This is a genomic window from Corynebacterium sp. KPL2825 (assembly GCF_037908445.1).
Lineage (GTDB): Bacteria > Actinomycetota > Actinomycetes > Mycobacteriales > Mycobacteriaceae > Corynebacterium > Corynebacterium kefirresidentii.
The window spans coordinates 20,595-33,640 of sequence record NZ_JBBMGI010000004.1 but is presented as its reverse complement, the minus strand read 5'-3'; the positions used below and the strand labels follow the sequence as shown (position 1 = coordinate 33,640).

Here is a 13,046-nt window from a genome sequence, read left to right as displayed (position 1 = left end):
ACTACATGTATTTTCTTTATGATCTTGCCTTGCATCTAGACAGCTACCTCTTCCAGGTCCTCGCCCTGACCGCCATCATCGGCGCGGTCCTCGCTGCCACCACCCGCGAGGATGCCTTCCGAGCCGGCGACCGACAAGGTAAGTGGGTATGGGTAGGCCTGCTGGCGGGCTCGGCGGTAGCGATGGCCACCGGCATGCCTTTCCTGTCTTGGATCGGCGCGGTCATTACCGGCGTGTACTGGTTTGATGTGCGCCCGCAGCTCAAGGCCATTATCAACGGCGACTACAGCTACTAATGCTTAATTTGCTTGACGCCCCGGCCGCGACGGTCAAGGAGCGCGCCGTCGATAACACCGTCCTTGTCTCCCCGCACCATGTTTCCCTTGCCGCAGGCGCAGGTGCGGCCGATATTATTTCTGTCGCGGGGTATCCCACCGGCCGCCACCACACTCTTATCAAGGCCTCCGAGGCGCGCCTGGCCATCCAATCGGGCGCCAGCGAGGTATGGGTCAGCTTCGATGAGACCTTAACGGATGCCAATGCCGTGCTCTCCGAGCTCATTGCCATCCGCGAGGCCTGCTCGGATCCGGCCCGCTTGGGCCTCATCGTGCCGGACGCCCCGCTTGCCGACGCCACCCTTAAAGCCGCCCATCAAGCCGGCTACCAGCGCCTCATTGTGCGCAGCCGCGGGGCCGCGGATTGCGCGGACACCGGTGCCGGTGAAGAAGGCAAGGAAAAAGGACCGGAGTTGGCCGCTGCCACACTTCCGGTCCTCGAGTTTCCCGCTCCCGCGGTTTAGGCGGCTTTCTCCTGCGCGTCCTGCTGCGGCGCGCCATTGCCCGTGGCGCCGCCCTGGCCCGCGGAGTCACCGCCGCCGGCGAACTTATCCACGTCCTTCATCGGAACATCGGTGCCGGTGATGGTGAGCTTGAGCTCGCCATCGAGCACCTCTACGGAATCGACGTTCATGTCAGAACCCACGAACTGGTCCGACATTCCATTTTGCAGGGCGGAGGAGATGGCTTCGGTGGCCTGATCCGGCAGCTCGAGGCCAAAGATGGAGGCCTCGGTGGCGCGGATATCGAGCTTTCCATCGTGGGCGGTGGGCTCCAGCGAGAGGTTGGCAAGGCCGCCGGCAAACTTCACGTCCAGCACGTGGTCTTGCTCATTGGCGTTAATCTCCGTGACCACCATATTGCCCACCTTCTCGCTGCCGGCCTGCTCGGAAATGCCTTTCTGGAAGGAAGCCAGCAGGTAGTCATCCGGCACGGTGGTGGAAGCGCGCAGCTTGCCGGCCACCGGATTCTCTTGGTCGGTGCTCATATCTTCTACGTGGATCTCGGAGGCAGGTTGGCCCTTGATATCAGTGCCATCGATTTGCAGGGTGGACGGCGTGGTCATATCCATTTGGGAAATGGAGCCCTTAAATAGCCCTACGAGCAGCGGGCTGCCGCCAAAGCTGACGGAGGGATCTTCTTTGACCTGGATACCTTCTTCTTCGGCAGCCTGGTTAAATTGCGAGGTCATCTGGTGACCAATGAACCAGCGCAGGCCGAATTCGGCCAAGAGGATGAGCACGAGTAGTGCTACGAGGATGCCAATGATGATTTTCCAGGCGAGTGAACCTGCCGATTTCTTCGAAGCCATGCGTACCAGTGTGGCGCATGAGACGGCGCGGGGCAAAGTTTGCGGGAGTTCTCGGGCACATTGCTAGGCACTTCACAGCTGCCCCAGCTGTCATCACCGCGCGGCGCGGTTAGTCCCGTGGCGCGACGGACTCCCAGTCCACGGTCAGCACATTATCGCGCAGGCGCCGGCGGATGGGGTGGATAGTAAAGGGGGCGTCGGCAAGCGCGGCTCGTGCCATGCGCCAACGCACGCGCGGGCCGTAGGGCGCCCACCCCGCCGCGTGGTCCCAGGCCTCGTCGGCGGCCTTAAGCAGCTCGTGGATGGGCTCGCCGGGAACGTTGCGGTGAATGAGGATTTTGGGCAGGCGCTCGGCGATGTCTGAGGGCCGCGCCACATCGAACGGGTCCCACGCCAGGGTGAGAGTCCGTGGGCCGTGGGCATCCAGCAGCAACCAGGCCGCGCGCCGGCCCAGCTCATCGCAGGTGCCTTCCACAAAGAAGCCACCGGGGGCAAGCCGAGAACACACCGTCTGCCAGGCCTCCTGGACCTGGTCCACGTCGTATTGGCGTAGCACATTGAATGCGCGCACCAGCTGTGGCCGGTAGCCGGCCAGTTCAAAGCCGCCAAGCTCGAAGCGCACGCCGTCGCGCGGTGGCAGGACCCGGTCCGGGTGGATTTCGAGCCCGCGGACGTCTACCTGCGGATTCGCCCGGCGCAGCCACCCTGCCCATTCCACGGTGGTGGCGTGCGAGGCCCCGTAGCCTACGTCGAGCGCGAGCGGCTTTTCCACGTGCCGCAGCAGCGTGGAAATCTCCGGGTGCGCGAGCATCCATCTATCGCAGCGGCGCAGGCGATTGTGATTGGTGGTGCCGCGGGTAATAACGCCAAAAGGCCGACCCGCAGCTGCGCTAGCGCGCAGATTATGTGCGTGGTCGGCCATAGATTTCGGTGCTGTAGAACTTAGGCGTTCTCAGAGATCCACTGCTCGGTGAGCTTGCCTTCGTTATCGAAGAGCTCAGCCAGGGATTCGCCCACCTTCGGCTCGATGGCGGCGCCCATCATCGGGATATTGACGGAAACCTCGTTGACGTAGGACAGCTTGGTCATCTCGCCCTCGCCAGCCAGGGAGATATCGCCCTTGAAGTCCACCGGGGTGCCCTTGACATCTGCGGTGTAGTTAACGTCAGCGGCTTCACCGTTGAGCTCGCCTACGGTGACCACGCGCTTGACCTTGAGGTCCTGGGAGACCATGGCGCGCACTGCCTCTGGCAGCAGGGTGGTCGGCAGAACCTCGAAAAGGGTGGCAACGTTATCGCTGAAGTCATGCACCTGACCCGCCTCAGGGGAGAGGTTGGCCACGATGTACTCCCAGTATTCCTTGGTGAGCAGCGCCTTGTGCACCTTTTCGATGGGCTGATTGATGGTTACGGTGTTTTCACTACGGGTTGACATGCTTAACAGACTACCTTGGTAGGCGTGCTTGATAAATCTTTGACGCAACAGCTCACAGCGATCGACGGCGTGGAACTGGACTCCACCACCACCTTCGCGGATCTGACTACGCTGCGTGTGGGTGGAAAACCGCAGGCCGCACTGCGCTGCTCGCAGCCGGATGCCGCCGTGTCCGTTGTCCGCGCCCTGGATCGCGCTGCGGTGAAGTTCATAGTCGTCGGCGGCGGCTCCAACCTCTTGGTGGCCGATGGCTCCGTGGACGTCGTCGCCGTCATCCTCGACTTTGCTGAGGTGTCCATGGACACCGAATCCGGTCTGGTGCGCGCGCAGGCGGGCGCCAACTGGGATGACGTGGTGGCCCGCTCCGTTCAGCTTGGCCTGGGTGGCATCGAGTGCCTGTCCGGCATCCCCGGCACGGTGGGCGCGGTTCCGGTGCAAAACGTGGGTGCTTATGGCGCGGAAATCTCCGAGGTACTTACCCGCGTGCGCCTCTATAATCGCCGCACCGATACCAATGAGTGGGTCCCCGCCTCCGATCTGGAGCTGGCGTATCGCTATTCCAACTTGAAATTCACCGGCCGCGCCGTCGTGCTCGAGGTAGAACTCCAGCTCAACAACGATGGCTTATCCCGCCCGTTGCGCTTTGGCCAACTTACTCAGAACCCCGGCGAGCGCCGCCCCGTGGCCGAGGTCCGCGAGGAGGTCTTAAAACTGCGCCGCGGCAAGGGCATGGTGCTCGACCCTTCCGATCATGACACCTGGTCCGCCGGCTCTTTCTTTACCAACCCGGTGGTGGACTCCGCTCTTGCCGACGCCGTGCAGGCCAAGGTTCGTGCCTCGCTTGGCGACGCCACCGCGGACTCCATGCCCCGCCACCCCTCCTCCGAGGCCGACCGGGAAAAGCTTTCCGCGGCCTGGCTCATTGATCGCGCCGGGTTTGCCAAGGGCTACCCAGGCTCTGGCTGGGCTACGCTTTCGACAAAGCACACGCTGGCGCTTACCAACCGCGGCGAGGCTACGGCTGCCGATATCGTGGACCTTGCCCGCACCATCCGCGATGGCGTCCGCGATGCTTTCGGCGTGGAGCTCGTGCCCGAACCCGTCTGGATTGGCCTCGCCCTCGACGAGTAGCGTGGGGTTGCCCCTGCACACTGGGGCCTAAAACCTATAAAGCAGCCACGATAGCGCCCTAAACCACACGGTTTTCGGGTCTATCGTGGCCGCTTTGCGGGCGTGGCGACTGTCGCGTTTGTCGCGCCCGCGAAGGTTTCTGGATTAGGCCGCCATGACCTGAAGCCACTCATCCTTAGCACCTAGGAAAGCGCGGGCCGCCTCCTGCGCACCCTCCAGGCTGTGGTGCGCACCCCAGCCGCACTGCTCTTCGTTGGCTGCGGGTACCTCGGTGGCGTTAAGAATATCGTTGAGCGCGCCTTCTACCGCGCGCAGCAGCTCGTCTTGTTCCATGCCATTAGTGATGGCGTAGAAGCCGGTACGGCAGCCCATTGGGGCAAAACCGATGAGCTTATCGGTGTAATTGCGCATGAAGTTGGCCATCATGTGCTCCACCGAATGCAGCGCCTTGGTATCAAGGTGATCCTGATTAGGCTGGCAGAAGCGCAAGTCGTACTTAATGATTTCGACGCCGCCACCCAAGTCCGTGCGGTCGGCCACGCGAATATACGGCGCGCTGACGAGGCGGTGGTCGAGTTCGAAGGACTTTACGTTGAGCTTCTTATCATTCTGTTCAGTCATGCTTCTCCAGTGTAATCACAGCTGAGTGTCACTTCCTGAAATAGATTCTTTACCGCATACGCTGGGATAATATGAGCACACTGGACGATTCCGCCGAGGTTCCTGGCGCCGCGAACATGGCGGCCGACGATCTGTCTGCTGGCGACCCGTCCGCCACTGCACGGCCGAGCGCTTCAGCCACTCCGGTAAGAGAATCCGTCTATGAGGGCGCGGATAAAATCGTGCCGAGTACCGCGCCCACCGTGGTCAAGATCGAAGGCCACACCGAAAATGTGGACCCGCTGGCCCGCGGTAACCGCTTGCGCAAGGAAAGCTGGGGGCTGGTGCTCCGCCGCGTGTGGGCGGACTTCTTCCACGATGCCTTGATGGATCGCGCCGCCACGATGACGTATTTCACGCTCATGGCCTTTGCTCCTACGGTGCTCGCGGCCTATTCGATAGCCACGCTCATCTTTTCCTCTCGGCGCGCCGAGGTACATGAATTAACCTCGCAGTTCATTGCGGATTACGTGCCGAGTTCGATGACGGAGCAGGCCGAGCACCTCGTGGGCTCCATCATTGGCTCCACAGCCCAAGGCACCTTCGCGCTGGTGGTATCCGTGCTGGTTTCTCTTTTTGCCGCCTCGGCCTATGTGCGTGCCTTCTCGCGCACCGCCAATACCGTTTACGGGCGGGTAGAGGGCCGCGGAATAATCCGCACCTGGGCACTCATGTGGGGGCTTACTATCGTCCTGGTCATCGGCGCGGTGATCGTGCTTTTTGCTAACCTGCTGCGCGATACCATTGTCAGCGGTGTGGTCGAACCGTTAGCCGGCAAGCTAGAGATGCAAGGCACCGCGGACTTTTTGGGCGGCATCTTTATGCCGGTGTGGAATTGGCTGCGCTTCCCGCTCACCGTGGTGGTCGTGCTGACGTTGATTGCCATCCTGTACCACTTTTCCCCGAATGTGCGGCCAGCGCGCTTCCGCTGGATAACTCTCGGTTCCGTGGTGGTGCTTAGCACCAATGTCGTGGTGTGGGGAGCCTTTGCGCTGTATACCCAGCGCTTTGCTGGGGCCAGCGTCTACGGCGCCTTCAGCCTCATCATGGCCGTATTCATGGCCGTATGGTTATCTAATACGATGCTCATTTTGGGCATCAAAATCGATGCGGAGGTATTGCGAGCCAAAGAGCTGCAACTGGGTCTGCACGCCGCGCGGCATATTCAGGCTCCGCCGCGTTCCGATGCCGCCGCCAAATCCCAAGCCCGCGCCCAACTTGACCTAGAAGAGCGGTCCGAGCGCATCTACAAACAAGCGGTGTGCAAAGCAGAAAACGACGCAGACTAGTCGCGGTGAAGGCGGGCGAGGAGATCGCGCTGGACATCGCGGCGGCGCAGCTTACCTAGCTGATCTTCGGCGAGCTTATCCATGGCAAAGAATCTTTGCGGCACCTTATAGCGCGCCAGCAGCCCGCGGCAGTGCTCGCGCAAGGCAGCTTCGTCGACCCGGGCGCCGGGGGCTAGGACCACGCAGGCAGCGACGTCCTCAGAACCATCGGAGCGGGGAGTGCCTACGACGGCGGCTTGGGCGATATCGGGGTGGGAGGTTAAGGCCTCCTCAACCTCGCCGGGATAAACATTGAATCCGCCGGTAATGATGATTTCTTTAATGCGGCCCACCAACCGGATATGGCCATCGGGTTCGCGCACGCCCATGTCTCCTGTGCGGAACCAACCTTCATGGAAGGCGGCTGAGGTAGCGGGGGCGTCGGCAAGGTAGCCGCCAAAAACCTGCGGGCCGCGGGCGAGGATCTCGCCGGCCACGCCATCCGGTTGGGTGCGGCTGAGATCGGCAGGATCGCCGATGCGCAGCTGCGTATCCGGCAGCGGCAGGCCGATGGTGCCGGCGCGCCGGGTGTCATCAAGGGGATTGATGGTCAGCACGGGAGAGGTTTCCGTCAGCCCATAACCTTCCACCAACATGCCACCGGTGCGTGCCTCCCAGGGGTCGATGATGCGCGAAGGCAACGAGGCCGCGCCCGAGATGGAATAGCGCACCCCGCCGAGATCCGAGGGAGACTCGGAATCAGCGGCAGTGGCAGCGTAGTTCATGGCGCGTTCGTAGATGGTCGGCACGCCCGGCATCCAGGTGGGGCGGCGGGTGGCAAGCGCTTCCGTCACTGCGTCGGTGTGTGGGGCGGCAAGCAGGATAATCTCGGCCGCGCAGCGCACCGCGAGCAGCACGCTCATCGTCAGGCCATAGGAATGGAACATGGGCAAAGCGGCCAAGAAGCGCTCATGGCCGGGGCGCAGCGGGGCCTGGGTTTCTAGCTGCAGGCAGTTGGCAGCGAGGTTGCCATGGGTTAAGACCACGCCCTTGGGGCGGGCAGTGGTGCCGGAGGTGTAGAGGATAAGGGCGGCGTCGGCAAGCGTGGCTGGGTACGGCTCCACCGGGGTACCGGAAAGGGGAAGCGGCTCAGTGAGAGAGACGGAGATAGTGGTCTCCACCTGCGCGGATACGGTGGGGGCAATGTCCTCCCAGGCAATGGCCACGTGGGCGCCATGATGGGCGAGCAGCGGGGTGAGCTCGTGCGCGGTATAGCGCGGGTTATGCTCCACCACCACCGCGCCCAGGCGCAGGATGGCGAAGAATGCCACCACGTGTTGCGGGCAATTAGGGAGCAGGAGCGCCACCCGGTCGCCGGGGCGCACGCCCATCTCGCGCAAGGCGCCGGCCGCGGCCGCCACCTGGGCATCGAGCTCGCTATAGGTTAGCGTGTGGCCGGCGAAGTAGGTGGCCGGGCGCTGTGGAAACTGTGCGACGGCCGCCGTGAGGAAATCCGTCAAGGTAGCGCCATAGTGAATTTCTGCCATAGCCGATAAGTTTAGGCCTTTGCCTCCAACAGCTCGAGCAGGTCCTTACGCACCTGGTGGCGGCGAATCTTGCCTAGATGGTCGCGCGCCAAATCCTCAAAGTGATAGAACGTGCGCGGGACCTTGTAGCGGGTAAGGCGCTCGCGGCAGAATTCCTTCAATCCCTCGGGATCGAGCACGGCACCATCGCGCAGGGTGACGCAACCGACGACGTCCTCGGAGCCATCCTGGCGGGGGCGACCCACGGCGGCGACGTCCACCACATCGGGGTGCTGCGCGATGGCCTCTTCCACTTCGGCGGGATACACGTTGAAGCCGCCGGTGATAATGATTTCTTTGATGCGGCTGACCAGCTTGATATAGCCATCCGGTTCCATCAGTGCCATATCGCCGGTGCGGAACCAGCCATTGTGGAAAGTCTTTTCGGTGGCGTCGGCATTGCCAAAATAGCCCTGGAAAATTTGCGGACCGCGCGCGAGCATCTCGCCCGGCTGGCCATCGGGTTGGGTTTCATCCAAGTTATCGGGGTTGGCGATGCGCACCTCCGTATCTGGGAAGGGCACGCCCACATAGCCGGGGCGGTGCTTGCCATTCATGGGGTTGGCGGTGAGGACCGGGGAGGTTTCCGTCATGCCAAAGCCCTCCACGAGCCGTCCACCGGTCATGGTTTCCCAGCGCTCCACAATCTCTACAGGCAGCGTGGCCGCGCCGGAAAAGGCGTTGCGAATTCCGCTTAAGTCAACGTCTTTTTCTTCGGCCGCGTCCATGATCTTCTGGTAGAGCGTGGGCACGCCGGGCAGCCAGGTGGGAGTGCGCTTCTTTAGGATGTCCAGGATGAGCGGCATCTGCGGCGAGGGAAGCAGGATGAGCTCGGCGCCCAGGTAGATACTGAAAATGCACAGCGTGGTCATGCCATAGGCGTGGAAGATGGGCAGCGCTGCGAGGAAGCGCTCTTGCTGCTTGCCCATCTGCGGTACCCAGGCTTTGCCTTGGATGGCATTGGCGATGAGGTTGCCATGGGATAATAGTGCGCCCTTGGGCTTGCCGGTGGTACCAGAGGTGTAGAGGATGAGCGCGATATCGTCCGGGGAGATCTCGGAGAAATCGAGGTCCGTGCCGTCGCCGCCGATGGCCGCGCCGATGAGCGTGGACCATTCCACGGTATTGGGGGCAGGGGTGGTCAGCTGCTCTCGTTTGGCAGCCAGCGGTGGGATGGGCAGGCGCAGCGCGAGGCGCTTGAGCGGAGGCATGGCATCTACCATATTGACGGAGATGATGGTCTCCAGCGGGGTAGTCGAGCGCAGTTTTTCCAGCGTGGAGGCGGTCTTATCCCAGGCAATAGCCACGCGCGCGCCATGGTCCTTGAGCAGCCCCTCAAACTCCGGGGCGGTATAAAGCGGGTTGTGCTCGACCACGGTGGCGTCGAGTAGTTGGACCGCATAAAAGGCGGCGATGTGCTGGGGGCAGTTGGGAAGGACGATGGCTACCTTATCGCCCGGGCGAATGCCAAAGGCCTTGAGACCGGCCGCGGCGGCGCGCACCTGGCTATCGAGCTCTGCGTAGGTTTGCGTGCGCCCGAAGAAATAGGTGGCGGATTTATTGGCGTTGACCCGCAGGTTATTGCGGTAGTAGTCGACGATGGTCTTATCGCCGTAGTCCAGCGTGTGTGGGGTCCAGTCGCTGTAGTGCTGGAGCCAGGCTTGGGAGGGGGAAGTGGACACGCGAAAACCTTTCGTTTGGCTACAAAAACTATTTCTGAGGGGATAGTTTATCCCAAACCGAAAGAATCCTTCTAGATTTCTTCCAGCGTCAGCAAAAATCGTTTGGCAGCTAGCCCGCCCGCGTATCCGCCCAGCCCGCCATCGCTACGCAGCACCCGGTGGCACGGCCGCACAATAAGCAGGGGATTGGCGCCGCACGCGCTGCCCACGGCCCGCGTCGCGCCGGGCCGGCCGAGCATCTTGGCGACGTCGCGATACGTGACCGTTTCCCCATAACCAATCTCCGTCAACTGCGCGTGTACGGCCGCGCGAAATTCGGTTGTGGTGGGCGGGTCCAAAGGCAACTCGAAGGCGCGGCGCCGGCCAGCGAAGTACTCCGCAAGCTGCGCCTGCGCCGCATCGAGCACGTCTGTGCTGTGCTTTTCGACGTCCCTTTCATCCGCACTGCCCACCGCTTCCGGCAGGGCGCCGGTTGCGGTGAATTCCACACGGGAAAGCCCCCGCGGGCTCGCCTGCAGGCGCAGGGGTCCGAGGGGGCTATCGATGAGGCGGAACACGCTAGTCCTTTTCGGCCTCGAGGCGGCGGATAAGGTCTGCCTGGACCTCGCGGCGGCGGATCTTGCCCATCTGATCCTTAGCCAGCTCTTCAAAGTGGTAGAAGGTGCGCGGGACCTTGTAGCGGGTAAGGCGTTCGCGGCAGTATTCCTTGAGTCCCTCCGGGTCGAGAGCGGTGCCATCGGCCAAGTCGAGGCAGGCGACGACGTCCTCGGAGCCATCTTCGCGTGGCCGGCCTACCACGGCGACGTCATCAATGCTCGGGTGCTCGCGCAAGATTTCTTCCACCTCGCCCGGATATACGTTGAAGCCGCCGGTGATGATGATCTCCTTGATGCGGCTAACCAGGCGGATGAAGCCATCTTCTTCCATAACGCCCATGTCACCGGTGCGGAACCACTCGCCGTGGAATGCGGCCTCGGTGGCCTCCTCGTTATTGAGGTACCCCTTGAAAATCTGTGGCCCACGCGCCAAAACTTCGCCTTCGGTGCCATCGGGCTGGGTTTCATCGAGGTTATCTGGGTTGGCGATGCGCACCTCGGTATCCGGGAAGGGGATGCCCACGTAGCCGGGGCGGCGGTCGGTGCTCATAGGGTTGCCCACGATGATGGGCGAGCATTCGGTCAGGCCATAGCCTTCCACCAAGAGGCCACCGGTATAGTTCTCCCACTTCTTGACCGTGTCCGAAGGCAAGGTAGAAGCCCCGGAGAAGGCTGCGCGCACGCCCTTGATAGGAATCTGCTGCTCGTCGGCGGCTTTGACGATTCGCTCGTAGAGCGTCGGCACACCCGGCACCCAGGTCGGGGTGTGCTTTTTCATCAGCTGCATAATGAGCGACATATCTGGCTTAGGCAGGATAACCAGCTCGCCGCCGATAAACTGCGCCAGGGTCACGTTCATGGTCAGGCCATAAGCATGGAAGAAGGGGAGGGCGGCGAGCATGCGCTCGGGCTTATCGCCCAAGCCCGGCACCCACGCCTTGCCCTGCAGGAGGTTGGAAAACAGGTTCCCGTGCGAGAGCATGGCGCCCTTCGGGGCGCCGGTGGTACCAGAGGTATACATGATGAGCGCGATGGTGTCCTTGTCCACGTCTTCCGGCGTGGTGATATCGCTGCCGTCGCCACCGATTGCGTTGCCCACCAAAGTTTCCCACGGCACGGTATTTGGCGCCGGGGAAGATAGCTGCTCGCGCTTGGACTTGAGCGGCGGAATAGGCAGGCGCAAAGCGGCGCGCTGCAGGGTGGGCATGGCGTTGATCATGTTGATGGACACGACCGTTTCCAGATTGGTGGTTGCCCGCAGCTTCTCCAGCGTGGGCGCGGCCTTGTCCCAAGCGATGGCGATGCGCGCGCCGTGATCTTGGAAGAGTCCTTCCAGCTCGTGGGCGGTGTAGAGCGGGTTATGCAGTACCACCTGCGCACCGAGCTTCAGAATGGCATAAAACGCCGCGATGTACTGCGGCGAGTTGGGCGCGACGATCGCTACGCGGTCACCTGGCCGCACGCCGAAGGCCTTCAGGCCCGCGGCCGCTGCGCGAACCTGGCGGTCTAGCTCAGCATAGGACTGCGTACGGCCAAAGAAATAGGTAGCCGGCCGATCCGCGTTGATTTTTAGGTTGTTGTCATAAATATCCAGCAGCGTGGTATCGCCGTAGTCCAGCGTATGCGGTGTCCATTCCGGGTAATACTGGAGCCAAGCCTTTGTTTCATATGCGGACAAAACGTGACCTTTCGGTAGCGTAGGTTTCTGGCAGGGGCCAGTATAGCGCCGCTAGAATGGAGCGCCATGCGCATCGCCATGATTTCTATGCATACATCCCCTATCGAGCAGCCTGGCTCAGGGGATGCGGGTGGAATGAACGTCTACGTCCTCAATATTGCCCGCCAATTGGCCCGCCGGGGAATCGAGGTAGACGTCTATACCCGCGCCACCCGGCCCAGCCAAGGCGAAATCATTGCGGTGGAGCCTAGCCTGCGCGTTATCAATATCGTCGCGGGCCCGTACGAGGGGCTAGATAAAGAGGATCTCCCTACCCAGCTGGCCGCTTTCGCCGGCGGCATGGTGCAATTTGCCAAATGGCAGGGTAAAAAATATGACCTTATTCACTCCCACTACTGGCTTTCTGGCCAGGTGGGCTGGCTGTTGCGGGATCTCTGGGGTATCCCGCTTATTCACACAGCGCATACCTTGGCCGCGGTGAAAAACGCCTCGCGGACGGCGGATGACACCTTGGAGTCCGAAGCCCGCCGCATCTGCGAACAGCAATTGGTGGATAACGCGGACTTGCTGGTGGTCAATACCGAGCAAGAAGCCCGCGACTTGGCCGAACATTATGATGCCGAGAGAGCCAATATTCGCGTGGTCTCGCCCGGCGCCGACGTAGAGCTTTTTACCCCTGGCACGGACCGCAATACCGAGCGCTCCCGCCGCGAGTTGGGCATTCCGCTGCACACCAAGGTGGTGGCCTTTGTCGGCCGCTTACAAAAATTCAAAGGCCCGGAGGTACTCATCCGCGCCACGGCCGAGCTCTTCCGCCGCGAGCCGGCCCGCAACCTGCGGGTGGTTATCTGCGGTGGCCCGTCGGGGGCCAATACAGCGCCGGAGGCATATAGGGAGTTGGCGCGTGAGTTGGGCGTCGATAAGCGGGTGCGCTTTTTGGGTGCCCGCCCGCCGGAGGAACTGGTGGGGGTCTACCGCGCGGCTGATATTGTGGCGGTGCCCAGCTATAACGAGTCCTTCGGCCTAGTGTCTCTGGAGGCCCAAGCCTCTGGCACGTCGGTGGTTGCTGCCGCCGTCGGCGGGCTACCCATTGCCGTGGCTGACGGGGAAACTGGCCTGCTGGTGCACTCGCACGATCCGGAGGATTGGGCTGATGCCTTGGCCCGCCTGCTTGACGACGACCCCATGCGCATCGCCATGGGCGAAGCCGCCGTCGCCCACGCCGCGCGTTTTAGCTGGGCCAGCTCCGCCGCAGCGCTCGCAGAAATCTATGACGAGGCCAGCCATATCGAGGTTCCAGACTGCCATCAACGGCGGGCAAGTGGAGACTAAACCTCCTACGCTGGGAGCCATTTCGTGGCATG

At 62.2% G+C, this 13,046-nt stretch carries 13 protein-coding genes; 5 read left to right on the top strand and 8 right to left on the bottom strand.

The window, feature by feature from the left end; all coding sequences use genetic code 11:
• Positions 1-5 precede the first annotated feature (5 nt).
• Entirely contained in the window at positions 6-296 is a 291-nt protein-coding gene (locus WMQ00_RS04150; RefSeq protein WP_023020456.1) for a DUF2516 family protein, read from the top strand.
• Positions 296-799, top strand: a complete 504-nt coding sequence (locus WMQ00_RS04145; protein ID WP_340440693.1) for a deoxyribose-phosphate aldolase — start codon at positions 296-298, stop codon at positions 797-799. The genes WMQ00_RS04150 and WMQ00_RS04145 overlap by 1 nt, the downstream gene beginning before the upstream one ends.
• Here the strand turns inward: WMQ00_RS04145 and WMQ00_RS04140 are convergent.
• The 3 genes from WMQ00_RS04140 to WMQ00_RS04130 form a co-directional block, all read right to left on the bottom strand.
• Positions 796-1,647 carry an LmeA family phospholipid-binding protein gene (locus tag WMQ00_RS04140; RefSeq protein ID WP_340440692.1) on the bottom strand — a complete coding sequence of 284 codons (852 nt, stop codon included), beginning with the start codon at positions 1,645-1,647 and terminating at the stop codon, positions 796-798. The two genes, WMQ00_RS04145 and WMQ00_RS04140, sit on opposite strands and share 4 nt — an antisense overlap.
• Positions 1,648-1,756: 109 nt before the next feature.
• Positions 1,757-2,569 (bottom strand): class I SAM-dependent methyltransferase, encoded by an 813-nt coding sequence (locus WMQ00_RS04135; protein WP_308767053.1) that lies wholly within the window; start codon positions 2,567-2,569, stop codon positions 1,757-1,759.
• A gap of 20 nt (positions 2,570-2,589) precedes the next feature.
• Positions 2,590-3,081, bottom strand: coding sequence for a DUF2505 domain-containing protein (locus WMQ00_RS04130; protein WP_023020460.1), 492 nt, complete (start codon positions 3,079-3,081; stop codon positions 2,590-2,592).
• 24 nt (positions 3,082-3,105) lie between these two features.
• On the opposite strand from WMQ00_RS04130, the gene WMQ00_RS04125 reads away from it, so the two are divergent.
• Positions 3,106-4,212 (top strand): UDP-N-acetylmuramate dehydrogenase, encoded by a 1,107-nt coding sequence (locus WMQ00_RS04125; protein ID WP_023020461.1) that lies wholly within the window; start codon positions 3,106-3,108, stop codon positions 4,210-4,212.
• A gap of 144 nt (positions 4,213-4,356) precedes the next feature.
• Here the strand turns inward: WMQ00_RS04125 and WMQ00_RS04120 are convergent, their stop codons facing one another.
• Positions 4,357-4,833 carry an S-ribosylhomocysteine lyase gene (locus tag WMQ00_RS04120; protein WP_023020462.1) on the bottom strand — a complete coding sequence of 159 codons (477 nt, stop codon included), beginning with the start codon at positions 4,831-4,833 and terminating at the stop codon, positions 4,357-4,359.
• 71 nt (positions 4,834-4,904) lie between these two features.
• Between WMQ00_RS04120 and WMQ00_RS04115 the strand changes: the two genes are divergently transcribed.
• Positions 4,905-6,161 carry a YihY/virulence factor BrkB family protein gene (locus WMQ00_RS04115; RefSeq protein ID WP_340440691.1) on the top strand — a complete coding sequence of 419 codons (1,257 nt, stop codon included), beginning with the start codon at positions 4,905-4,907 and terminating at the stop codon, positions 6,159-6,161.
• On the opposite strand, the gene WMQ00_RS04110 is transcribed toward WMQ00_RS04115, so the two are convergent.
• The 4 genes from WMQ00_RS04110 to WMQ00_RS04095 form a co-directional block, all read right to left on the bottom strand.
• Complete coding sequence (locus WMQ00_RS04110) at positions 6,158-7,687, bottom strand: AMP-binding protein (protein ID WP_340440690.1); 1,530 nt, start codon at positions 7,685-7,687, stop codon at positions 6,158-6,160. The two genes, WMQ00_RS04115 and WMQ00_RS04110, sit on opposite strands and share 4 nt — an antisense overlap.
• 11 nt (positions 7,688-7,698) lie before the next feature.
• Positions 7,699-9,408 carry a long-chain-fatty-acid--CoA ligase gene (locus tag WMQ00_RS04105; RefSeq protein ID WP_340440689.1) on the bottom strand — a complete coding sequence of 570 codons (1,710 nt, stop codon included), beginning with the start codon at positions 9,406-9,408 and terminating at the stop codon, positions 7,699-7,701.
• A 71-nt stretch (positions 9,409-9,479) separates the two neighbouring features.
• On the bottom strand, positions 9,480-9,965 hold the full coding sequence (locus WMQ00_RS04100) for a methylated-DNA--[protein]-cysteine S-methyltransferase (RefSeq protein WP_200288323.1): 486 nt from the start codon (positions 9,963-9,965) through the stop codon (positions 9,480-9,482).
• A gap of 1 nt (position 9,966) precedes the next feature.
• Entirely contained in the window at positions 9,967-11,682 is a 1,716-nt protein-coding gene (locus tag WMQ00_RS04095) for a long-chain-fatty-acid--CoA ligase (protein WP_200288322.1), read from the bottom strand.
• Positions 11,683-11,748: 66 nt separating this feature from the next.
• On the opposite strand from WMQ00_RS04095, the gene mshA reads away from it, so the two are divergent.
• Positions 11,749-13,014, top strand: coding sequence for a D-inositol-3-phosphate glycosyltransferase (gene mshA / locus WMQ00_RS04090; RefSeq protein WP_023020468.1), 1,266 nt, complete (start codon positions 11,749-11,751; stop codon positions 13,012-13,014).
• Positions 13,015-13,046 lie beyond the last annotated feature (32 nt).

Bases quoted from the DNA above. Each gene is read 5' to 3' on its own strand.
- WMQ00_RS04150 (WP_023020456.1), top strand. From the start codon at position 6: ATGTATTTTCTTTATGATCTTGCCTTGCATCTAGACAGCTACCTCTTC.
- WMQ00_RS04145 (WP_340440693.1), top strand. From the start codon at position 296: ATGCTTAATTTGCTTGACGCCCCGGCCGCGACGGTCAAGGAGCGCGCC.
- WMQ00_RS04140 (WP_340440692.1), bottom strand. From the start codon at position 1,647: ATGGCTTCGAAGAAATCGGCAGGTTCACTCGCCTGGAAAATCATCATT.
- WMQ00_RS04135 (WP_308767053.1), bottom strand. From the start codon at position 2,569: ATGGCCGACCACGCACATAATCTGCGCGCTAGCGCAGCTGCGGGTCGG.
- WMQ00_RS04130 (WP_023020460.1), bottom strand. From the start codon at position 3,081: ATGTCAACCCGTAGTGAAAACACCGTAACCATCAATCAGCCCATCGAA.
- WMQ00_RS04120 (WP_023020462.1), bottom strand. From the start codon at position 4,833: ATGACTGAACAGAATGATAAGAAGCTCAACGTAAAGTCCTTCGAACTC.
- WMQ00_RS04115 (WP_340440691.1), top strand. From the start codon at position 4,905: ATGAGCACACTGGACGATTCCGCCGAGGTTCCTGGCGCCGCGAACATG.
- WMQ00_RS04110 (WP_340440690.1), bottom strand. From the start codon at position 7,687: ATGGCAGAAATTCACTATGGCGCTACCTTGACGGATTTCCTCACGGCG.
- mshA (WP_023020468.1), top strand. From the start codon at position 11,749: ATGCGCATCGCCATGATTTCTATGCATACATCCCCTATCGAGCAGCCT.